We start from the raw sequence: 21,780 nt of genomic DNA on the forward strand, positions 1-21,780 counted from the left end.
TACTGGCATAAAAATTAAACTTTTCCATTAATACGGATACTGGTAGATTAAGATTTTCTATTGAGAGAATTCAAACGTTATTCTGTTTAGAATTTCCCTTACTTTTTGCACTTGTGTACAGATACGCAAGGCGTAGATAGCGGATGGCTGGTGTTTTCAACTGTTGGCACACAAGACTTGGTAATGCTTGTGCGGTTGAGCAGGCTATTAGCTAATTCTCAGATATTGATCCTCCTGACAACATTCTCACCGCTAGCAGAATGCATAATTTTACTAAGGCATCAATAAAGCGCACTTTTACTTTATCCTCGCAGCAAGTAGTTATAAGCTGCGTAAGACCAAAAGTGCCTACACAGAAGGCAGCGTAACCTTGATTGAGGTAGGTGCAGAGTGGCTTTAGGGTAAAGCAGGTGTATGCTAGCGTCAAACTATGGCGAGGTACCGACGAACAGAGGTGTTATAAGGACGACCCTCATGTTTGCTACCCGAGTATAAGCGCCAAATTGTAGGATATGCTAGCTAGCTGCTATTACCTCGCTTCCTAGTGTTTGTGCAGTTTACCTTATGGTTACTTACACGACTCAATGCAAGCAACTGATTTTCAGTGGTTAAGACTGAACTCGTAAAGACTAGCCGACAAAACGGCGCATAGTATGCAGGAATTGTAGAGGCAAGCACTGAAGCTGCTTTGTGTTGAGCATAACGAAGCAAAGCCTGACTTATGAGTAGCCTTTTATTCATGCAATAAGCGGGAATAGAAAACCAATAGTCTCCTAGCAATTAACTGCTTAAGGAGGATGTGTTTCTCCGCCATTGCTCCGAGTAATAAATTCTTAGTGGCTCATCATTGCATCTTCATCTTCGGGCTGCTTTATTTCCGAGTTGAACATACGGTACGGCAGTAAGCTCGACTGCAACCAGTTAGTCAAGTTTGGCATTGCAGAAATTAACTTAAATTTACGGGCTTCAACAAATAAGCTTAGTTGATAAATAGCAGAAGTGTTGCGGTTTAGTGTAAATTATAAATTAAAAGCGTATTTATTTTCAACTGGCTTTTCCACTTCTTCAGTAAAATAAAAAACCATGTTAGAAAACTCTGAAAAAAATACTGATGAAGTATTTAAGGAGGAAATAAAGAAGGCATCTGATTTTAAATTCAGTGCTAAGGTTGCCGGCGTCTTCGATGATATGGTTAACCGTTCTGTTCCTTATTATGGAGAAATCCAAAGGATGATTTCTGAGCTTGCCGGCGACCATGCGCAAGAAGGTACCAATGTGTATGACCTTGGCTGCTCGACCGGAACTACCATGATAGGAATGGACGTTTCGGTGCCTTCTGATATCAAATTTATTGGTATCGATGACGCTGCCGAAATGTTGGAGAAGTGTGATGGTAAATTGAAAGAAGCTGGTGTGGTAAGACCCTACGAACTACAAGTAGCTGACTTACATCAGGGTGCACAAATACATAATGCATCGGTAGTTGTATTGTGCCTCACATTGCAATTTATTCGGCCTATTCACCGTGAAAGATTACTAAAATCAATCATTGACGGTATGGTTCCGAACGGTGTGTTAATATTAGTTGAGAAAATATTAACTGAAGACAGTGTCTTCAACCGAGATTATATAAAGTATTACTACAATTACAAGCGCCGTAACCACTACAGTGAAATGGAAATCTCTCAAAAGAGAGAAGCCTTAGAAAACGTTCTTATTCCTTATAAGCTGAGCGAAAACATTCATATGCTGCGAGAAGCCGGCTTTGGCTCCTGTGAGGTCTTCTTTAAGTGGTATAATTTCTCAGGCCTCATCGCAATTAAAAAGTAAATGATTTCAATAGGCAATTTTTTCTTTAAGTACAGAAATCAGCTCTTTATCTTTCTGTATGCAGCGTTGTTTATTCCTTCACCACCATTGTTCACACCCGAAGTATTTGGTGAACATTATTACGTTTGGCCAATTGCTATTGGTCTCATTGTAACCGTAACAGGGCAGCTTATTCGGGGGGCATCCATCGGGTTGGTTTATATTGTGCGCGGTGGTAAAGACAAAAAAGTATATGCCGAAGACCTAGTAACTCAGGGCATGTTCAATCACTGCCGGAACCCGCTGTATGTTGGCAATATCTTGATGCTGGTAGGAGTAGGAATTTTGTGCAACTCACTTATTTATATGACGGTTTTTATTCCGTTGTTCTTGTTTATATACCAAGCTATTGTACTAGCCGAAGAGAAATTCTTGCGCGGCAAGTTCGGCACGCAGTTCGATGCTTATTGTTCGCGGGTTAACCGGTGGTTGATCAATCCGGTGGGCTTAGGTGACACGTTTAGCAGTCATGATTTCAGTGCTAGCCGCTGGATTTTGAAAGAATACAACACCCAGTTTGTGTGGCTGGTAGGTATCACGCTTATATTATTGATGCGTTATCCAGAACTAACTCATTCTGATGAAAATCTGCGGAATACATTGTTGGGTGTTGCTCTCGGCGCTCTAACATTTCTTTACCTGCTGGTTAAGTACCTGAAAAAGTCAGGTAAGTGGGCAGCGGAGTAAGTTGCTGAGCTTATATAAAAAAAGGTGGCCCCATGAGGCCACCTTTTTTTATGCCTACTGACTGCAAGTCGCATCAGGTTGAGATAGTAGCTGCGCTACGATTACTCAGTTGGGGCGTTAGCTGAATCGGTGGGCGCTGGAGCGTTTTCGGGTTCTAATCGAATGGTGTCGTGCGTTTCGTCGGTGTTGATTTCGGCTGGGGTAGCAACGGGTTCAGCAGTTACTTCCTCTTGGCTGGCTGTAGAATCTTCCACTACTGGTACAGCTTCCTGATCAAGCGAATCGAGTGGTACCGTGGTGTCGCTTTCCTCGTCTGCTGTCTCCTCTTGGGCGGGAGTAGTCACCGACGAATACCGAGGCAGTTCTTTAGACGTATCACTGCCCCAAGGCACCTGCGTCAGGCCCCAAACCCCAAACCCGAGCCCAACTACGGCGGCGCCAACCAAGGCTACGCGCGGCCATCGTAGCTGAGAGGTGGGCCGCTGAAACAAAGTAGTGGAAGCAGATGGCCGCGCAGTCGCAGGTCGTTGCGGGGCGGGGCTTGCGGCTGTGGTAGAAGCAGGATTTGTAGTTGGGCGGGTCTGGAATTGCTCGATTAGCTGCCCGAGCTGCTGAATACGAGCGTCCAGTTCTTGGTTGCGCACGGCAGCTTCGGCGCGAGAAACACGAATGGCTTCTTCCAGTGCTTCTTTCTCGCGCGTTTCGGCAGCAAGCCGGGCTTCGAGCGCAGCAGAAGTAGGGGCTGGTGCTTGTGCCAATTGCGCCCGCAACCGGGTGATGCTGGCTTCTCGTTCAACTTCACGAACTTCCATTTCCTGGCGTTGCTGGCTGAGCTCAAGCCGGACCTGTTGGCGCAACTGCTCGAGGTGTTGTTTCTCCTCGCTGCTAGCGGCTACCGTGGCGGCCGCCGACCCATACGGCGCGTCATGAGGTACATCTTCGGCTCCTAGCCAGCGCCATAGCTGTCGGGCTTTCTGCTCCCAGTAGCCTTCACTCACCGAATCGGCGAGTTCATGAGTGGTATGGTCCGCAGTTTCGGGGGCTTCGGGGTGTTCGGCCGCTAGGTCTTGCGCCCAATCAGCTAGTTCGGCGTTACTGATTTGGATTTCGGGGTGGGCCAACTGGCGTAATCGGCGCACGAGCTGGGGTATGTCTTGCAGCAGCTGAAAACTATCGGCGCCAGGCTGTGTGTGCAGATACTGCTCGACTCCCGGCCCAAACGTGACGGGCGCCGAAAACAAGGCCAGCCCCGTAATTAACTCCGGTGCCACGGCTCCTGCTCCTAGTTGCGAAACCAGCCAATCAGCCAAAGCTTCTTTCAAGCGGCGAAACTGGGCGAACGGATTGATTGCTCCACCGGGCATGCGCACCACTTGCCCATCCAACTGCCAGGTGCTAGGAGCTGAGGATGAAATATCGAGAAGGCCACCGCCGGCCACAAATAGGAGCACGGTAACGCTGTGCGGACGGATGAGTACGGCATCATATACTTCCCCGCCTTCCTCTACAGCAAAGTTGCCTAACAACAACGACACCGGTGCAGCTGGCTCTGCTTCCAATGCCGCTTGCACCGCCTCGAATTGGGCCTGGCGAACCGGGTCGGCGAATGGAGGGAACAGAAAAGTGTGCAACATAGCGTGTGCAGATAAGGGACAAGGCAAGCAACTGTAAGTAAACGCTGCTAAATGTATAAAGTATCGTTTGGCATCTATATAAGAATGCCGCTCGACCTAAAAGGACAGCGTTAAGGAGACTGTTTGGTAGAACGATCCTGCTCTGGGTGTTGGTTCCGATGGCTTCAGGCAAAGAAAAAGTCAACGGCAAGCAGTTTGCCGGTTCTGCGGTTTTTCATCTCAACCGCCTTGCCTCAACGGTTTAAGAATAAGGCGGCTCTTTAGTTCGACGTGCGATACACAGCAGATAGCCCCCACTACAACCCTGTACTGAGGGAACTGAAAGCTCGAAATAGGTAGTAGCCGCAAGAGCTATTACGTGTTTTTCACTACGCCGGGAGAGCGTCATGAACGTAAGCTACCAGATTGAAACAGCGCTAGCATTGTCTCTTTAACGAGACGCTGATTCGTAATCCGGTTGTCTTGCGCTGGAATCGTTCGATTAAGGAATTCACTTAACTCTCTTGCCATCATGCCGCTTCACGAAGTGTTAGACAAAAAACTCAGCAAAATCTACGAGCCTAAATCTCGTATCGATGATGTTTTCAAGGGCTACGATATCACCTTCCTAACCAACGAGCACGGGGAACCAGTGACCTTGTTTTTTGGGAAGCGCCGCCCCGACGGTACAATTGTCGGCGAACGGTTTACGCGCACCATCAAGCGCGTGCCGGGCAGTATGGAAGTGAAATCCAGTCACTGGGACAATCAAGGCAAGATTATGGGCCGGTAAGTACATCTTGCTACCAATCACAGCTTCCTGGCAAACAAAAAGCCCACCTCTTCGAAGAGGTGGGCTTTTTGTTTGCTGACTCTGCACCTAATTGAGCTTGCGTTAAGGGGCCATCAACTGGCCGATGAACAGAATAGCGTTAGACGATTTCTCGCGAATCAGGAACACGAAGGGCCGGTTGGCGATAATAGCTTGTGGCAAAGAAGTCGTGATAATGCCCACTGATGTTGCTGCTGCTGCCTCAGTGCCTTCTTCGTTCACGTCAAGGTAGGTCTTGTGCTTCACTTCACTGATGGCAAATTGCTGGTTGGAGGCTTGCACCATCTGGCTGAAGTTAGCTTGATTGGTAAACGCTATTCCCATTCCTAACTGGGTAAGAGCTTGTTTTAGCTCTTTCTCATACTGCATCTTGAATTTTGGCAAGCGTAGTTCGAGGCTGCTAGAGCGGGCACTAGTTAGCCAAGTGTTAAGATTAGTGCTGTTTAGTTCCGGCGTGATGTCGGCCACCGTTTTAGAGCCCACTGGTAGCACCAGCGTCATGCTGAACTGTTTGTTGCCGTACGGTAAGTCCACTACTTGTTTGGTAGCGTCGGCATAGTAGTTATACTGGCCATTGCTCAGGGTCATAAAATCCGTCGAAACGTTGCTGCCATCTTCTTTGCGAAAGTCGGCCCGCTGGGTGAGCTTCTTGTCGAACTGGTAGGTCCAGGTGCCTTTGAAGTAGATGGCATTGACCAGATACATGACATCGTCGGCGCTGATGTTGTCTACAATGCTTTCAATCTTGCCATTGGTCTTGCTCTTCACCCAATTGTTGATGGCATCTTTGGCATTGGCTGATTTAAAATCCAGCCCCTTCATGGTAGCCCCGAAGTAAGTCTCGTTCTTCTGCACAAAAGGTGCCTGGAGCTGATACATTTGGTTGTGCCAGATGGAGTTGGCCGTCGAGAACGTTACGGTCTTATCGATGGTAGTCAGCAACTCCGACAGCATCTTAAACGACTCATTGATTTCGGTGTCGGTCTGGGGCGCGAAGCCTAGCGTTTCCTTGATGGCTTGCTTGGTAGTGCCATCGGCCCCATTGTAAGTCATGGTGATGGCCGACGAGATGCTCAGCGGCGAGATGAACAGGTTGCTAGCGGCGTCTTTGGATCGGAGCACAGAGAAGCTGCGGAAGGCGAAGTCATTGGAACTGCTCACGGTTTTCACTTCTGCCGCCGTCAGCGGCCGCAGATTGGGCGTGTTGTCGGGCGTTACCGAGTCTTTCTGGCAAGCAGAAAGCAATAAAGCGGCTCCGGCCACTCCTCGCCAGATAGCTCGGGTAGTAATCTGTTGCATTGTGGAAAAGTAAGGGTGGATGAATTCTTGGTAATGCGTGTTATAGGCGGAGCCTAGGAGTGCTCGTCACAGGTAGAAGAGCCGCGGCCGTGAAGAGAGGTTGCATCCGCCGGATTGCTTAATAGGCGCGGTTGTCCTGCCAAAACGGCCGCTCCTACACTCCGGTCCGAAGGTTGCCGTAAACTGAGCTTATGTCTTGGATATCATCTGTTTTAACTAAAATTTCCGCTAAAGCGCCCCGTCGTGAAGACAAGCCGGCACTTACGGTGCGCGAACGATTTTCGGCCCTTAAAAACCTGCCGGAGTTTTTGCGCCTGATCTGGCAGACCAGCCCTACTCTGACTTTAAGTAACGTCGGTTTGCGCCTGCTTCGGGCCGCGTTGCCGGTGGCCATGCTGTATATCGGCCAGCTTATTCTCGATACAGTCGTTCAACTCAGCCGACAGCCAGCTTCCACCCGCCTCCTAGCGCCCGTTCTCACCTTGGTAGCCTTGGAGTTTGGCCTAGCCATCCTTTCCGACGCTTTCGGCCGCGGTGTGGCCCTGCTCGATTCGCTGCTCGGCGACTTGTTTGCCAACCGTACGTCGGTGCGCCTGATGGAGCACGCCGCCGAGCTAGACCTCGACCAATTCGAGGATAGTGCATTCTACGATAAACTGGAGCGGGCCCGCCGCCAGACGGTGTCGCGCACCGTACTTATGGCCCAGGTGCTCAGCCAGGCGCAAGATGCCATTACCATGGCGTTTCTGGCTTTCGGATTAGTGGCTTTCAACCCCTGGCTGCTGCTGCTCTTGCTGGTAGCGGTTATTCCGGCCTTTTTGGGCGAGTCGCACTTCAATGAGCGCAGTTACTCGCTGATCCACGGCTGGACTCCCGAGCGGCGCGAGCTAGACTACCTGCGCCAAACCGGCGCCTCCGACGAGACGGCCAAGGAAGTGAAGATATTCGGTCTTTCGGAGTTTCTAATCGAACGGTTTAAGTTGCTCTCCGACGAATTCTATCACAAAAACAAAGACCTCGTGGTCCGGCGAGCCAGCTGGGGTACATTCTTCGCGGCAGTAGGCGCAGCCGGCTACTATGCGGCCTATGTGTACATCATCAGCCAAGCGGTGCGCGGGCAGATTTCCATTGGTCAGCTGACTTTTTTAGCGGGCTCGTTTGGGCGAATGCGGGGTTTGCTGGAAGGCATTCTGAGCCGCTTCAGCAGCGTCGCCGACGGGGCACTGTACTTGCAAGATTTTTTCGATTTCTTCCATCTCAAGCCCCGTATTATCCGGCCCGATGCCACGCAGTTCGTTCGGCCATTTCCGCGGCCAATCCAGGAAGGCTTCGTGTTCGAGAATGTAGGGTTTAAGTACCGCAACGCCGAGAAGTGGGCGCTACGCGACCTGAACTTTCAGCTAAGAGCCGGCGAAAAGCTGGCGCTGGTAGGCGAAAACGGCGCCGGCAAAACCACGCTCGTAAAGTTGCTTTCGCGCCTCTATGACCCCACTGAGGGCCGCATCCTGCTCGATGGCTACGACCTGCGCGAGTACGACCCTGCCGAGTTGCGGCAGGAAATAGGCGTGATTTTTCAAGACTTTGTGCGCTTCCAACTGCCTGCCGGCCAAAATTTAGCCGTCGGGCGTATCGAAGAGAAAGAAAACCGCCCCCGCATCGAGCAAGCCGCCGCCCAGAGTCTGGCTGACTCCGTTATTGCCAAGCTGCCCCAAGGCTACGACCAAATGATTGGCCGCCGCTTCAACGGTGGGGTAGACCTAAGCGGCGGTGAATGGCAGAAGATTGCACTGGGCCGCGCCTACATGCGTGACGCCCAGCTTCTCATCCTCGACGAACCTACCGCTGCCCTCGATGCCCGCGCCGAATACGAGGTGTTCCAGCGTTTCAACGACCTGACTCGGGGCAAAACCGCCGTGCTTATTTCGCACCGTTTCAGCACCGTCCGCATGGCTGACCGAATTCTGGTAATCGAGCACGGCAAATCCGTCGAGATTGGGAGCCACGAGGAATTGCTGGCTCGCGGTGGGCGCTATGCTGAGCTGTTTCAGCTGCAAGCGGCCGGCTATCGGTAGTAGGTTTGGAATAGCCTGGCCGGCATCCTAATTTAACTGCTCAGCTAGCAGGGTTCAACTTTCAGCTGCCTTTCGGGGCGGCTATAGTCCTGCTGCACCAGCCAATCTTATCTAGTATGCTACCTGTGTTATGAGAAAGACACTGTATTTACTGCTCATAAGCATGGTACTAGGAGCTTTCACATTTGATTTCAAAGAGCCCGTCGGAACAAGGGTATATGTTATCAATCTTACGGGAGCGGAACTGCACGAGCAACCTTCTTTCAAATCGAAAACAGTGCGGAAAGTACCGCTTGGTAGTGCTGTAGATGCGCAGCAACTTATTGCGTCGGATGATGTGAAGCCCGTTGGTACTGGTTTGGCATTGCCCGGTGATTGGATAAAGGTGGCGACACCGCAGTACACCGGGTATGTTTTTAGCTCTGACGTAACCAAGATCAAACCGAAAATCAAGAAGGCACACGACGGAATGCTTTATGTAGATTTGCTAGGTCCTAAAAGAAGCGACCGAACCGAGAAGCATAGAGTGGCGAGCGGTGATAAAAACGCACCGGCTGACTATGTGATTGATGAGATTACAGAGTACGCAAACAGCACGTACACTACTACTGCATATGACGGTTGTTTCGACCATACCTATGTGTTTAGGCGATTGGCGCTGAACGAGGTTTACCATCACATGATCAGCAGCTATTCAGGCTACTCTGGCTATAGCAGCAAGAAACTGATGCAGCCTAAACTACTATCCAAAAAAGGAAATGTATACACATTCACCTGCGGATTCGGAGACACAGACGCCGCGCAGGAATTGAAGCTCACGGTCAATAAAAACGGCAGCATCACCATCTCATCCTACAGCTGTACCTAAATAGTAGAGCCTACTGACGCTGGATTGCTCTTAACTGCACCTCGGTACCGGCATTTATAGCGGATAAAAATGATTACTTATACTTTTCACGAGTACCTGCCATCCATCGACAAATTCAGCGAGGGTGTATTGGCTTTATTGGCTGCTGTACTTGAAAGCTCCCCTGCTGAATTAACTGCTGACTTACAGTACCAACAAGCCCGCCAGCCTCTACAAGTTTGGCTGGCCCTAGCTGATAAGCAAGTAGTGGGGTGCAAGCTGGGTTATGAACGGAAGCCCGGACACTACTATAGCTGGCTAGGGGCGTGCACCCTGGTTTCCGGGGACAGGGTATTGCTCGCGAGTTAATGAGCCGCCAGCATGCATGGTGCCAGCAACAAGGCTACCACCGCATCCGGACGCAGACCTACAACCGCTGGCGCGCCATGCTGCTCCTGAATCTGCACGCCGGCTTCGATATTGTGGGTACGGTGCAGGGTTCCCGTGGCTTAGTGCTGGTTCTCGAAAAAGAACTGGCGGCGTAGCTGGTACCTCACGGATAGGTTTCTTTAAGGCAAAAGTTCTATCAGTTGACTCCTTAGCCCTGTTGCTGGTTCAAGTTGGAAAACAGTTCTATAAGGGCAAGTTTCGCTTGGTTGCACCGCTTGGCAGACGGGTATTCTTGATTTCTTATCGGCAGTATAACTACTACAAAATTTGGGGTACGCTGTGTTAAAATACCATTCGTATTGCTGCACACAACCATAAAGGAGGGGGGCTTAACCTCAAGAGTTGCTGAAAAACAGTAAGTGAGGCGCAAGAAATTTTGCGGGTTTAGGTCTGAACATCAGCATCTAACCTATAAATAGTTTCGTAACTTGAAGCCTGTGATTCCCCTCATGTCTGCTCCGTTATGAAATTGTTTTCTACTCTTTTGGTGGGCTCAAGCCTAGCCCTGGCCTTATCTGGTTGCTTCGCCGCCCGCGAAGCCCGCGTCGAATCCGATTACAGCTACGCCGGCGCCTTCCGTCGCTACCGCACCTATGAGTTCGTGACTGGCGAAGGGCTGGCCGCTGATACCAGTAAAATGGGGGAGGTTCTCCGCGACGCCATCCGAACCCGTATGAAAGTGCAAGGCTACCGGCCAAGCAAGCGCCGCCCCGATTTGCTGGTAAACTTTCGGGTTTATGAAGGCGATATGCGCTTCCGTGGCTACGCGCAGGAAGACATTTCCCGGTGGGTGAACGAAGAAAAAATAGAGGACGATGAAACGCCTGCCGAGCAGCGTACTGGCTACCAGCCCGTGCGGATGTTACTGGCCGAAGGAACCTTGCTCATCACCTTAATCGACAACAAAACCAATCGTGCCGTTTGGAATGGCTATGCTTCGGGGGTGACTGTGCCGAATGGTGTGCAAGGCGAAGTGGTATTGCGCCGTTCGGTCCGCTCTATCTTCGACCAGTATCGGGTGTTTACGGCCGGCTATCTTGATGGCGGCAACCGAGTATCCGAAGAATAGAATAGCAACTAACGCCAAGCCCGGCTTTGTAGCCACCGAAACAGGTTCATTGTTTTGGTGGCTACAAAGCCGGGCTTGGCGTTTCTGTGAGTTTAGCGTCGGCTCGACGGAATGCGGAATTGCAGGCCAATGCTCGGCACAACAGTCAAGCCGCTGAGACTTGCACTCTTGTTGTTGAGCAGTTTATAGTCGCCGTAGTTTTGGTAGTAGATGCCGAGCGAGGGAATAATGTAGGCGTAGCGGTAGCCAAATTTCGCATTCACAAAGCCCCCGAAGGAAGGAAAGTTGGTTTTCTGCTGCGGCAGTGCGGGTACTTTCGCGTTGCCATTGAAAATCCGACCTGGCTCGAAGCCATAGCGCAAAAACGTGTGCGTGTAAACCACGCCGTAGGAAATAGCCCCAATTTCTTCTTCGGCCCCAAACGAGTGGCTGAATACCAGTGGCACAATAATATCGCGGCGCGTGGCCCGGAAACCCAAGATTTCGTCGATGTCATCGAGGAAAGGCAGACTGGGTAAATTGGCGCGTTGCGTGGCAAACTGTAGCCCGATGCTGGCATAGTTGGCGCCGGCCGGACCGCCGGGCCGTTCTACCGTACCTGTTGGCCCTAAGAACTGGTAGGCGGCATCGAATACGTGCGAGCCAAATGCGTATTTGTACCCGACGTCAAGCCGGTCGAGCGCTCCGTAGCGCACATAAAAGTCGGAAGAAGGCCGCACCGGGTCGAGCACATAGGCTAAGGCGGCCACCTGTAGCCGGTCGATGGTACCGGAGTAGCCCACCGTATCCTTCCGTACCGTTTCCTCGGCCGCCGACTTCAGAGCCGAACCGGTTTTGCTGATGGTTTCGGTGGCTACGTTGAAAGCCAGGTTGCCCCCAACCCGAAACTCGCCTTTGGGCGTAACCTTGCCCGTGCTTACAATGGTGCGTGGGGCAGTGCAGGAGCCAACGAGCGTGCTGGCTGCGGCCAAACCTATGAGAGCCAACCGGCCGAAACGAAAAGATGAAGCCATAAAGAAGAAAGCGCGAAAAGCAGGGAAACTTGGTGCTGGCAACGTTTTTACCAAAACCGAGCCGAAAGTAGTTAAAGCAACCCTACAACCGGGAGAGTCTTGGAAGCTTCTTGTATGCAAGCCCCTTACCGTTCATAGATCCAACCCTCTTTATTTCGGGTAACGCAGCTTGCATGTAGGTTTATTAGGGTGCATCAAAGAATAATTGCAGATACTTTTTACATGTTGTTCTGTAGGGAGCAGCGTAACGAAGCCGTAGCGTCGCACGTGCTGACATTTCCAGAGTAACCGTGTCATGCTGAGCTTGTCGAAGCATCCCGCGTGCTGAGGTTGTAATGCTAAACTCAACGACGTGAGCGAGATGCTTCGACAAGCTCAGCATGACAACGCTCTTAATGAATGTTAGCACGCGTCCTGTTTCAGCACGCGGCCGCTAGATGAAGTAAGACTTGTGTTGAAGTCGCTAAGGATTATGAAACCTACTGTTCGCGTACCAAGCCTTTCCTAGTTTAGCGCCGAGGTTGAGTTTCGTAATGAAATCGTTATTTCACCATCTCAACAACCAGTATCCACTATCAATGAATATTCTATACGGAGTGCCAGGCGAGGGCATGGGGCACGCAACGCGCAGCAAAGTGATTATTCAGCACCTGATCGGCGCTGGCCATGAGGTGTACGTGGTAAGCAGCTCGCGGGCCTATCAGTTGCTGGCGCGTACGTTTCCAGGACGGGTGCACGAGATACGCGGGTTTCACTTGGCCTACAGAAGCCTCACCGTATCGAAGCTGCGCACGGCGGCCCTGACCCTGCGCACGGCTCCGGACAATCTGCTCGTCAACTTCCGCAAGTACCGGGAAATGCTGCACGGGATGGAATTCGACGTGGTGGTATCCGATTTCGAGTCGTTTAGCTACTTGTTTGCGAAGTGGAAAGGCTTGCCCGTGGTCAGCATCGACAATATGCAGATCATCAGCCGGGCGCGGCTGGATGTGGCCGTGCCTGCCGCCGAGCGCGACAACCTGGAACTGGCACGTCAGATAGTGCGGGCGAAGCTGCCCCGTAGTCACCATTATTTCGTGGCTACCTTTTTCCCGTTGCCCGTCATTAAGCCCAATACCACGCTGGTGCCGCCCATTATCCGACCCGAAATTTTAACCGCGCAGCCCACGAAAGGGGAGCATGTGTTGGTATATCAATCGGCTACCACGCAAAGCAATTTGGTCCCGTTGCTGCAAGGGCTACCCAATCAGGAATTCCGGGTGTATGGCTTCAACAAAGAAGAAAGCCACAGCAACGTGCAGCTAAAGGCCTTCAGTGAGCAAGGCTTTATCGACGATTTGGCCAGTACCCGCGCTGTGATAACCAATGGGGGATTTTCCTTGATCAGTGAGGCCGTTTACTTGCACAAGCCCATCTGCGCCATTCCGATTCCCGCTCAGTTCGAACAGTTTCTCAACGCCGCTGAGGTAGAGAAGCTCGGCTACGGCCGCCACTTCGAAAGTCTGACAGCCGACAACGTCAAGGCGTTTCTGTATGATATAACTGGTTTTGAAGCAGCGCTGTCAAGCTACAGTCAGGAGGGCAACAAAGAGCTGTTTCAACAGGTAGACGAGATATTGGCTGGCCTTTCCAAGACGTAGACTAGCTATTGCAATACAAGCATTCTGATAGCTTCGCAGAAGGTAGTCGGTAAGCTAAGCAACAAAAAGGCCCTGTAAACTGCATAAAGCAATTTACAGGGCCTTTTTCTAGGGCTCAGGTCTAAGCCTATTTGGAAGGAATTTGTTCGAGCAGCAGGTAGCGTGCTCGGTTTTGTTCGGGTTCGGCGCGGGTTGTCACGTCGAGGTGCATCACTTGGACGCCATTGCTGCCATTTGCCGCGGGCCATTGGGGTAGGCCGGTGCCGTTGGGGTTGCCAGTCTTGATGAAGTTGGCGAAATACTTCTGCATGGTTTCCGATACTTTGTAGTCATCTGGCGTCCAGGCGTACACTTTGTTGGTAGCCAGGTTGCCCAAGGCGTACTCGATTTCTGCGGAGTGCACAGCGCCACGGGCCGGGGGAGCTTTCGGCGCGTTGGGGTCAGCTGGCTTCACCACGCCCCCGGCTAGGCCGGCCGTGGCGTTGCCCATTTCGGGCGTCATGGCCGGGCGCGGACGGGCATAGAGGTAGCGGTAGACAGGTTTGCCACCGGTTTTGCCGTGCAATTCGCCCCATTTCCAGGTGCCGTAGGCTATAAACCGGTCACTGGCTAGGTCGGTGGCGGCTTGCTCGGCTTCGGCCTCGGTGGTAGCCGCGTAGACTTTCAGCACGTCGTTGGCACGGTCACCGTAGAGCTTCTGGACGGCCTGCGCGAATGTTTCGGGCGTTGGCTTTTCTTTGCCAAGTATGGCACCAGCATTCATTTCCTGCGAATTCCAACCGACCAACAACGGCACGTGCGCCTGCTGGCCTGCAGTGAAGATTTCGGTGGGAGAAGAAGGGAAGAAGTAGCCATCAACGATAGCGGAGAAGCGTGCGGTGCCAGGCTTGCCGCTAGCTTCCAGCAACTGTGTGGCGGGCAGTGCTCGGAGCGCCGCCAGCGAGTTGGCGCCTAGTGCTGTGGCGAAGGCGACGCCGTTTTGCTCGGCCTGCGCCAAAGGCGTAGGAGGCTGCAAGGAAAGCAGCGAGCCACTCTCGCCGATAGCTCCGGCAATCAGCCCCTTCGAAAGGGGAGAAGCCATCTGGGCGCTAACCGAATAAGAACCCGCCGATTCGCCCCCGATGGTGACCTTTTTGGGGTCGCCGCCGAAAGCCGCAATATTCTGCTGCACCCACCGTAGGGCGGCGCTTTGGTCGAGCAAGCCGTAGTTGCCGGAGGCGTGCTGAGGCGACTCCTTGGTTAGCTCGGGGTGGGCCATGAAGCCGAAAATGCCAAGCCGATAGTTTACCGTCACGGCCACGATGCCACGACGCGCCATGGCCTCGCCATCGTAGCGGGGCTCGGAACCGTCGCCGGCCACAAAGCCGCCGCCGTAGAAATACACCAGCACCGGCAGGCGCTCCTTGCCGGTTTTGGCGGGTGTCCATACGTTCAAATAAAGGCAATCTTCGCTCACGCCGTTAGAGCGAAAGTTCATATCGCCGAACAAAGGCAGCTGCATAGCCCGCGGGCCGAATTCCTTGGCTTGGCGCACTTCGGTCCAGTTCTTCGCTGGCTGTGGCGCCTTCCACCGCAAGTCTCCAACGGGCGGAGCCGCGAAGGGGACCCCCTTGAACATGCGGATGCCGCTGGCTGCCGTGGTGCCCTCTAGTGGACCATTGGCGGTTTGCACACGGTTGGCAGTGGCGGCAGCAGCAGATTTGGTGGTTTGCGCCATGGCTACTGGCGCGAGCTGTAGGGCCAGAAACGATACAATAAGCAGTGTTTTCATGCGGGGGTGGTTTTCGTAGAGAGCCCTTAAAATTGGGGAAAGAACTTGAAATCAAAAGATACTAACAGTACCTGCCAAGGATAGAGGGAAGTACCAAGCAATACGCCGGCAAAAAGCAACGTCCATCGTCGGACATCACCTTTCGCCGGCGTAGTGGTGAATCAGGGAGTTAATGAGTTCGAGCGGTTAGTACAAACAGCGCAACCCTGCTCCTTAAACCCCTGCTTCGCCTAGTATCCCGGATTCTGCGTCAGGTTTGGATTGACGTTGATTTCTGACTGAGGAATGGGCAGCAGCACGTGAAAGGGCTGGATGGCTTTGCCTTGCGCCTTCAATGTTGGAATCAATTTGTTGGTACGTTTCAAATCGTACCACCGGTCATTTTCAAATGCCAATTCTCGGCGGCGCTCCGCCAGAACCGCATCGGTGAAATTGGCTGTGCCCGCCGTCAGGTCTTTCGCCGAGGGAGTATTAATAGGCAGGCCATAGGCGCGGCGCCGTACTTTATTGATGGCTTCGAGGCCTTCCTGCGTTGGCCCGACAGCCTCAGCTAAAATCAAATACATTTCTGAGAGGCGCAACACCGGCACGTTCAGCGGCGAATCCCAGTTGCTGACGTTTACTGTGCCTACAAAGAACTTGCGCACATTGAAGCCCAACGGGTCGCCTACCAACGAAGCAGGCTGAATTTGCCCATCCGGATATTTGTCGCCGGGCTTGAAGATAGTGGCGGCTAAGCGGGTATCGGTAGCTTCGTAGCTATCAACCAAGTCTTTTTCCGGAATGTTGAAGCCATAGCCCCCGATGACACCACGTAGGGGTTACCGAAAAAGCGGGCGCCCCAAAATTCATTCATGCAGGCACCGGGTCCGTCGGTGGTGTAGCTGCTCAGGCCGCTCTTAAACTGCACCTCGAAGAGCGACTCCTGACCGTTCTCGTTTTCCACTTTGAAGTTGTCCGCAAAGTTCGGCCACAAGCTTTTACCGGAGTTGGCAATAACCAACCGCGCCTGCGTAGCTGCTTCAGCCAACTTGCCCTGCGTCAGATACACCTTCGCTAGCATAGCCGTGGCCGACCACTTGGTCGCCCGGCCTAGGTTGTCGCCGGTGTAGGAGTTGGGCAGCTTGCTGATGGCGTCGGTGAGGTCTTTGATGATCTGATCATACACCTGCGCTGCGGGCGTCCGGGTCAGGCTCGCTACATCGGCGGTAGTGGAGGCAGGCGTCAGCACCAGTGGCACATCGCCGAAAGCCCGCACGAGGTAGAAGTAGTACAAGGCCCGCAAAAACGCCGCTTCGCCAAGGTACTGGTTCTGCAACTCGGCCTTGGCAAACGTGATGCCCGGCACGCGCTGCAGCACTTGGTTGGCCTGGCCTATGCCTAGGTAAGCCCGCTGCCAGTGCGTGGTGGTAAGCGGGTTGGTAGCCGTCATGGTAAAGTTGTCGAGCTGCTGGAACTCGATGCCGTCGGCGGCACCTCCACCCCCAAGGAAAGAGTTATCCGACATCACGTCGCCGATGGCCCACAGCGAGTAGTTGAACATGCCGCTCTGGTTGAGCTGCGAGTACACGGCGTTGGTAGCCAGTAGCGCGTCGGTTTCGGTTTTATAGAAGTTTTCGACCGTAGAGGCGTTGCGTGGGTCGAGGTCTAGATAGTCTTCCGAGCATCCGGCCGTTAGGCCGAGCATCAGTAATGCAGCGTAAAGGGGCTTTTTATTTTTCATGATAGTAGTCGTTGAGAAGTGAGCAAGTTTGCCGCAGCGCTGCTAATAAGCTGGCCGCAGGACAAGTGCATCAATCATTAAAAACCGATGTTGAGACCAGCCAGGAACACACGAGCCTGTGGGTAGATACCCCGGTCGATGCCGAAGCTGCCGCCTTGGTTACCTAATTCTGGGTCGAAGCCGTCGTATTTGGTCACAGTCAGTAGGTTCTGGCTGCTCACGTACACCCGCACTTGCTTGGCATAAATCCGGTCGAGCACGCCTTTGGGCAGTGTATAGCCCAACGTCAGGAGTTTAATGCGCATATAAGAGCCGTTCTCTACGTAGTGGCTGGAAACGCGCAGGTTCTGGTTCGGGTCGCCGGTAATAGCCCGCGGAATATTGTTGCTGGTGCCGGGGCCGGTCCACCGCTCAAGCGCTAAGGTGCTGGCGTTAGACGAGCCGTAAATACCACCCTCGGTGTAATACCGGTTCAGGTTATACACGTCGTTGCCCTGCGAGCCTTGCAAAAACACGTTCAGGTCGAAGCCCTTGAAAGTGAAATTATTGGTCAGGCCGTACGTGAAGCTCGGGTTCGGGTCACCGATGTAGGTTTGGTCTTGGCTGTTTACCACACCGTCCCCGTTGATGTCCCGGAACTTAATATCCCCGGGCGGGTGCCCGACGTCTGATAAAACGTGTTCAACCCGTTGGACTGCGCCGCCGCGTTGGTGTTCAGGGTTTGCAGCTCTTCGTTGGTCTGAATCAGGCCATCGGCCACGTAGCCGTAGAACGAGCCAAAGGGCACTCCCGCTGCGTACCGTACCAAGCTAGCCCGCCGCGTGTACCCTGTCCGAAGAATGGCTGGCCGGCTCCTAGCGACTTTAACTCGTTTTTGTAGGTCGAGAAATTAAGCGTGGTAGTCCAGGTGAAACCGTTGTCGTTGTTCACGAAGTTGTTGGTCGTGATAGCCACGTCTATGCCCTTGTTGGTAGCAGAAGCCGCGTTGGTGTTGATGTTCTCGCTGGTGCCAGAAGTGTACGTTACCGGTACGGAGGCAATCAGGTTAGGCGACTTCCTAGTATACAAGTCTACGCTGGCTTGAATGCGGTTGTCCAGCAAGCCCAAGTCAATACCAAGGTTGGTTTGGGTGTTTTCCTCCCATTGCAAATTGGGGTTGCTGAGGCGCGTAGGAGCAGCGCCGCCGACTAAGTTCTGTGTGCCTGGCCCAAACACATACGCCGTGCCGGGGTGTAGGAGCCAATAGTTGAAGTAGAGGAACCGTTGTTGGAGTTGATCAGCGACAAGTAAGCAAAGGTGCCCGCGTTGTTCGGGTTACCTACTCGGCCATATCCCACTCTAATCTTCAAGTTGCTGATCGAACTGTAATCTTTCAGGAAATCTTCTTCGGAAATGCGCCAGCCTGCCGACACGCCAGGGAAGAAGCCGAACGAGTTGCCGGGCGCGAAGGCTGACGAACCATCATAGCGGGCAATGGCCTGGAACAGGTATTTGCCCGCAAACTCGTAGTTGACGCGGCCAAAGTAGCTGGCTAGGCGAGCCTGCGCGTTGCCGCCATTGTTGCTGGTTTGGGAGTTGATGGGACCACGCTCAATTACCTGCAAGTTGTTGCTGGTGTAACCCGTGCGGCTGGCGCTCAAGAAGCTGGTATTGAACTGCTGCGCTGATTGACCAAGCAGAACCGTAAACTGGTGTTTGCCCGCAAACAGCTTGTCGTACGTCACCGTGTTTTCGATGAGGTAGCTTGGGTTGTAGTTCGAGCTGCTGGTTAAGCTCGATTGGCTGGTTGGGTACTTCGACGAACCCTGGATAGAAGGGAAAAACGCGTCCCGCTGGTCAAACAGCAAGTCGGCGCCCACGTTGCTACGGATGCGCAAGCCAGGGAGTGGCTCCAGTTCGGCAAAAAACGTGGTAATAGCCCGGTTGCGGTTGTTTTTGATATTGGGCCGCAACGCCGCCGTCACGGGGTTTTCCTCACCGTAGTTATCTGCGCTTGTAAACTCGTAGTAACTGCCGTCGGCGCGGTAAGCCGGTGCCGTGGGCGGGGCCTGCAAAGCCAGCTGAATAACGCCGCTAAACTCGTTGTTGGCTGAGTTTTCTTGTCGAGACTGTTGGTGAGTCAGCGCCAAGCTGTTGCCAATTTTCAGGATTTTGCTGAGCTGCACATCTCCGTTGGCCCGTAGCGTAAACCGCTGAAACGCTGACCCAATGATGGTGCCATCCTGCTGAAAATAGCCGGCACTCACCGAATAACGGGCTTTTTCGCTGCCTCCAAGAGCCGAGATGTTATAGTTCTGGATTTTGGCAGTGCGGAAAATCTCGTCTAGCCAATCAGTACCCTCGCCTAGCGAAGCCGGGTTGGCATAAGCAGGAATCAGCGTGAGAGCAGGAGTAGTGAGGCCCTGTGCGTTGGAGGCATTCCGTCCTTCGTTATTGAGAGTGGCAAATTCCTGCGCATTAAGCATCGGAATCTTGCGCCATACCTGCTGCAACCCCGCATACGCATCCAAGTTCACTGAAGAGGTGCCCGCTTTGCCGCGTTTGGTCGTGATAATCACTACCCCGTTGGCAGCCCGCACCCCATAGATTGCGGTGGCCGAGGCGTCTTTCAACACGTCCACGCTTTCAATATCGTTGGGGTTAATGTTGTTCAGGGCACTGTCGTCGCCGGGAGGCAGGGGAAAGCCGTCTACCACGTACAGCGGATTGTTGTCGCCGGCCGAGGTGATACCACGGACGCGGATAGAGGTACCGCCCGTGCCACCCGGAGCCCCGAGTTGGATACCACCTGCACCCCGCCGCACGGCCCTGAATAGCCTGCGACGCATCAGCTACAGGCTGTGCCGCAATTTCACGCCCCGATACCGAAGCCACTGCACCCGTTACGCTGGCGCGCTCCTGCGTACCGTAGCCCACTACCACCACTTCCTTCAAGGACTGCTTGTCTTCGCTCAGCGTGACATCGAGCGAAGTGGTAGCTCCAGTAACCGGTACTTCCTTGCGGATGTACCCCACGTAGCTGAATACCAGCGTACCGCCCTCTGGTACGTCCAGGCTATAGGCCCCGGTGCCATCGGTGCTAGTGCCCACCGAACTTCCCTTAACGACCACCGTAACCCCTGGCAGTCCCTCGCCCGTTGCGGTCAGGACACGGCCACTCACGCGCACATTGGCTATGCTAGCTGGCAGGGTCGCTTCCGGAGCTTCGCCTATTGGGCGAGCGGCGGCTTGTAATACAAACGTTTGCATTTCGCTTGCAGCAAACAGTACTGCACTGCGTAGCAGCAGGTTTTTGTAAGAAGATGGTAGCATATGAAAAAAGGTAAGAATGGAAAATAAGAGAGGGCAGAAGGAATGGCACGGCCACCTATAAGCCAATTCGGCGAATAGAAAGGAAACTAGATGCGTGCGGACGGTCTACGCGCAACTAGTAGCGCAGCCAGAAGATGAAAAGTGAAAGCAACCCAGAATACAGAAGCCTCCGCCTCCTGATGGTGAGGTGTTAGGTACTGCGCGAAAATGCAATAGGGTAGTGAGTCACCAACTCATGAGTAGAGCTGGAAACAAGAGCGAGAACGTGCTTGAACGGCACCCGGTGCTTAGCAGCGGGTAGCAGCGGAAAATCGGATTAGGAAGATCAGCTTGGTAATATGAAACGTCAACTGACGTACTGCAAATAAGAGTGTATGTACAGCTAAAGCCTAGATAAGCAGTAGGTTACAACACCGCGCCATGAGGCAGCCACTTGTTTGTGTTTGGCTTTTGCCCAGCGTAATCTACCTTGATAAACAAGGAGGCTGAGGATCATCAGAAGTTCCGCCAATCATTTGTATTGGGTGCTTGCCATTATAAGCCACCCCATACGCACTATTACTTCTGTACCAAGTAGGCATACAGATATTAATAAAAGTGGGAATTGTAAAGAAAAGCGTAACACTGATAGTACAAACCTAATATTCCCTTGTGTGGCGAGAAACTTATTATGTATTATCAGGAGATTAAATGTAGAAATTTTTTTTTAATACGTTTATTTTACGCAATAAATTTTCGCAGCCTATGAACACTACCCATGAGGTTCTCGACTTTGTTCATGATGGCCATAAGCGGTATTTGCCCCACCTTTCAATCGATTGCGTCATTTTTGGCTACCATCAGCATCAGCTCAAGATTTTGCTGATTCGCTACCATGCCCACACTAAGTGGAGCTTACCTGGTGGGTTTATTGCCAGAGATGAAACGTTGACGCAGGCCGCAAGCCGAATTTTGGCTGAAAAGACGCAACTCAACGATTTGTTTTTGCGACAGTTTCACACGTTTGGCGACAGTCCTACCCGACTAAATGAACTAGGGGCGCGGCAGGTCCACAACATCACCTATTCCAAGGTAGGCGTCACAATCGACCAGAACAACTGGTTGGCCGACCGCACCTTGTCAATCGGCTACTATGCCTTGGTCGACTATCTGGATGTGGTTGTGAAGCCTGAGTTTCTGGTTGATGAGTACTGCTGGCGCGATGTCAACGATATTCCTCCGCTGCTTTTCGACCACAATGAAATCATTGAAACTGCCCTGCTGACGTTGCGCAGCCAGATGTACCAGCAACCTATTGGCTACAACCTGCTGCCCGACAAATTTACGTTGCCCGAAATCCATGCTCTCTATGAAACCATCTTGGGTAGGCAGTTCGACCGCCGCAACTTCCGTAAAAAACTTCTCACTCTTGGCTTAATCAGGCAGCTTGCCGAGCAGAAGAAGATAGGGCCACATCGTTCGCCCTTCCTTTATGAGTTCGACAGTGATACCTACCACCGATCCTTAGAGGAAGGAGCCGTACTAGGCTTCTGAGTTTGTGTTACAACTTTTGCGTAAACCAACTCAGAAGCCTAGTAGCGCCG

The 21,780-nt window shown here is 52.6% G+C and carries 19 protein-coding genes and 1 pseudogene; 9 read left to right on the forward strand and 11 right to left on the reverse strand.

Annotation, left to right across the window (positions count from 1 at the left end):
• Window positions 1–1,083: 1,083 nt before the first annotated feature.
• Window positions 1,084–1,830 carry a carboxy-S-adenosyl-L-methionine synthase CmoA gene (gene cmoA / locus MUN86_RS04470; RefSeq protein WP_245122249.1) on the forward strand — a complete coding sequence of 249 codons (747 nt, stop codon included), beginning with the start codon at window positions 1,084–1,086 and terminating at the stop codon, window positions 1,828–1,830.
• Window positions 1,831–2,556 carry a methyltransferase family protein gene (locus MUN86_RS04475; protein WP_245122251.1) on the forward strand — a complete coding sequence of 242 codons (726 nt, stop codon included), beginning with the start codon at window positions 1,831–1,833 and terminating at the stop codon, window positions 2,554–2,556.
• Window positions 2,557–2,657: 101 nt separating this feature from the next.
• On the opposite strand, the gene MUN86_RS04480 is transcribed toward MUN86_RS04475, so the two are convergent.
• Window positions 2,658–4,190 (reverse strand): hypothetical protein, encoded by a 1,533-nt coding sequence (locus MUN86_RS04480; RefSeq protein ID WP_245122254.1) that lies wholly within the window; start codon window positions 4,188–4,190, stop codon window positions 2,658–2,660.
• Between the two features lie 511 nt (window positions 4,191–4,701).
• Here MUN86_RS04480 and MUN86_RS04485 point away from each other — a divergent pair.
• A complete protein-coding gene (locus tag MUN86_RS04485) occupies window positions 4,702–4,962 on the forward strand; it encodes a hypothetical protein (protein WP_245122256.1) in 261 nt (86 codons plus the stop codon).
• A gap of 102 nt (window positions 4,963–5,064) precedes the next feature.
• Here MUN86_RS04485 and MUN86_RS04490 read toward each other — a convergent pair whose 3' ends face one another.
• Window positions 5,065–6,300, reverse strand: coding sequence for a serpin family protein (locus tag MUN86_RS04490; RefSeq protein WP_245122259.1), 1,236 nt, complete (start codon window positions 6,298–6,300; stop codon window positions 5,065–5,067).
• A gap of 191 nt (window positions 6,301–6,491) precedes the next feature.
• Between MUN86_RS04490 and MUN86_RS04495 the strand changes: the two genes are divergently transcribed.
• The 4 genes from MUN86_RS04495 to MUN86_RS04510 all read left to right on the forward strand — a co-directional run bounded on the left by MUN86_RS04495 (window position 6,492) and on the right by MUN86_RS04510 (window position 10,738).
• Window positions 6,492–8,372: an ABC transporter ATP-binding protein gene (locus tag MUN86_RS04495; RefSeq protein WP_245122261.1), complete on the forward strand. Its 1,881-nt coding sequence runs from the start codon at window positions 6,492–6,494 to the stop codon at window positions 8,370–8,372.
• Window positions 8,373–8,502: 130 nt separating this feature from the next.
• Window positions 8,503–9,240 (forward strand): hypothetical protein, encoded by a 738-nt coding sequence (locus MUN86_RS04500; RefSeq protein WP_245122264.1) that lies wholly within the window; start codon window positions 8,503–8,505, stop codon window positions 9,238–9,240.
• A 305-nt stretch (window positions 9,241–9,545) separates the two neighbouring features.
• A complete protein-coding gene (locus MUN86_RS04505) occupies window positions 9,546–9,764 on the forward strand; it encodes a GNAT family N-acetyltransferase (RefSeq protein ID WP_245122267.1) in 219 nt (72 codons plus the stop codon).
• Between the two features lie 368 nt (window positions 9,765–10,132).
• Complete coding sequence (locus MUN86_RS04510; RefSeq protein ID WP_245122269.1) at window positions 10,133–10,738, forward strand: DUF4136 domain-containing protein; 606 nt, start codon at window positions 10,133–10,135, stop codon at window positions 10,736–10,738.
• Between the two features lie 92 nt (window positions 10,739–10,830).
• Here MUN86_RS04510 and MUN86_RS04515 read toward each other — a convergent pair whose 3' ends face one another.
• Window positions 10,831–11,751: a hypothetical protein gene (locus MUN86_RS04515; RefSeq protein WP_245122272.1), complete on the reverse strand. Its 921-nt coding sequence runs from the start codon at window positions 11,749–11,751 to the stop codon at window positions 10,831–10,833.
• A gap of 578 nt (window positions 11,752–12,329) precedes the next feature.
• Between MUN86_RS04515 and MUN86_RS04520 the strand changes: the two genes are divergently transcribed.
• Complete coding sequence (locus tag MUN86_RS04520) at window positions 12,330–13,391, forward strand: glycosyltransferase family protein (protein ID WP_245122275.1); 1,062 nt, start codon at window positions 12,330–12,332, stop codon at window positions 13,389–13,391.
• Between the two features lie 127 nt (window positions 13,392–13,518).
• Here the strand turns inward: MUN86_RS04520 and MUN86_RS04525 are convergent, their stop codons facing one another.
• The 8 genes and pseudogenes from MUN86_RS04525 to MUN86_RS32240 form a co-directional block, all read right to left on the reverse strand.
• Window positions 13,519–15,162: a carboxylesterase/lipase family protein gene (locus tag MUN86_RS04525; protein ID WP_245122278.1), complete on the reverse strand. Its 1,644-nt coding sequence runs from the start codon at window positions 15,160–15,162 to the stop codon at window positions 13,519–13,521.
• Between the two features lie 230 nt (window positions 15,163–15,392).
• Window positions 15,393–15,932 (reverse strand): RagB/SusD family nutrient uptake outer membrane protein, encoded by a 540-nt coding sequence (locus MUN86_RS04530; RefSeq protein ID WP_245122281.1) that lies wholly within the window; start codon window positions 15,930–15,932, stop codon window positions 15,393–15,395.
• On the reverse strand, window positions 15,896–16,885 hold the full coding sequence (locus MUN86_RS04535; protein ID WP_245122283.1) for a RagB/SusD family nutrient uptake outer membrane protein: 990 nt from the start codon (window positions 16,883–16,885) through the stop codon (window positions 15,896–15,898). Before MUN86_RS04535 ends, MUN86_RS04530 begins: the two co-directional genes overlap by 37 nt.
• A gap of 77 nt (window positions 16,886–16,962) precedes the next feature.
• The gene (locus MUN86_RS04540) at window positions 16,963–17,499 is read right to left on the reverse strand and encodes a hypothetical protein (RefSeq protein ID WP_245122286.1); all 537 of its coding nucleotides are present in this window, start codon (window positions 17,497–17,499) and stop codon (window positions 16,963–16,965) included.
• A complete protein-coding gene (locus MUN86_RS04545; RefSeq protein WP_245122288.1) occupies window positions 17,493–17,645 on the reverse strand; it encodes a hypothetical protein in 153 nt (50 codons plus the stop codon). Before MUN86_RS04545 ends, MUN86_RS04540 begins: the two co-directional genes overlap by 7 nt.
• Entirely contained in the window at window positions 17,630–18,100 is a 471-nt protein-coding gene (locus MUN86_RS04550; protein ID WP_245122291.1) for a TonB-dependent receptor domain-containing protein, read from the reverse strand. The genes MUN86_RS04545 and MUN86_RS04550 overlap by 16 nt, the downstream gene beginning before the upstream one ends.
• Complete coding sequence (locus MUN86_RS04555; RefSeq protein WP_375379465.1) at window positions 18,073–19,713, reverse strand: SusC/RagA family TonB-linked outer membrane protein; 1,641 nt, start codon at window positions 19,711–19,713, stop codon at window positions 18,073–18,075. Before MUN86_RS04555 ends, MUN86_RS04550 begins: the two co-directional genes overlap by 28 nt.
• Window positions 19,714–19,813: 100 nt before the next feature.
• Window positions 19,814–20,197, reverse strand: a pseudogene (locus MUN86_RS32240) (carboxypeptidase-like regulatory domain-containing protein); the annotation flags it as partial.
• 744 nt (window positions 20,198–20,941) lie between these two features.
• Here MUN86_RS32240 and MUN86_RS04565 point away from each other — a divergent pair.
• On the forward strand, window positions 20,942–21,730 hold the full coding sequence (locus tag MUN86_RS04565; RefSeq protein WP_245122297.1) for an NUDIX hydrolase: 789 nt from the start codon (window positions 20,942–20,944) through the stop codon (window positions 21,728–21,730).
• Window positions 21,731–21,780: the final 50 nt, after the last annotated feature.

The sequence above is a fragment of the Hymenobacter volaticus genome, assembly GCF_022921055.1.
GTDB classification, from domain to species: Bacteria; Bacteroidota; Bacteroidia; order Cytophagales; family Hymenobacteraceae; genus Hymenobacter; species Hymenobacter volaticus.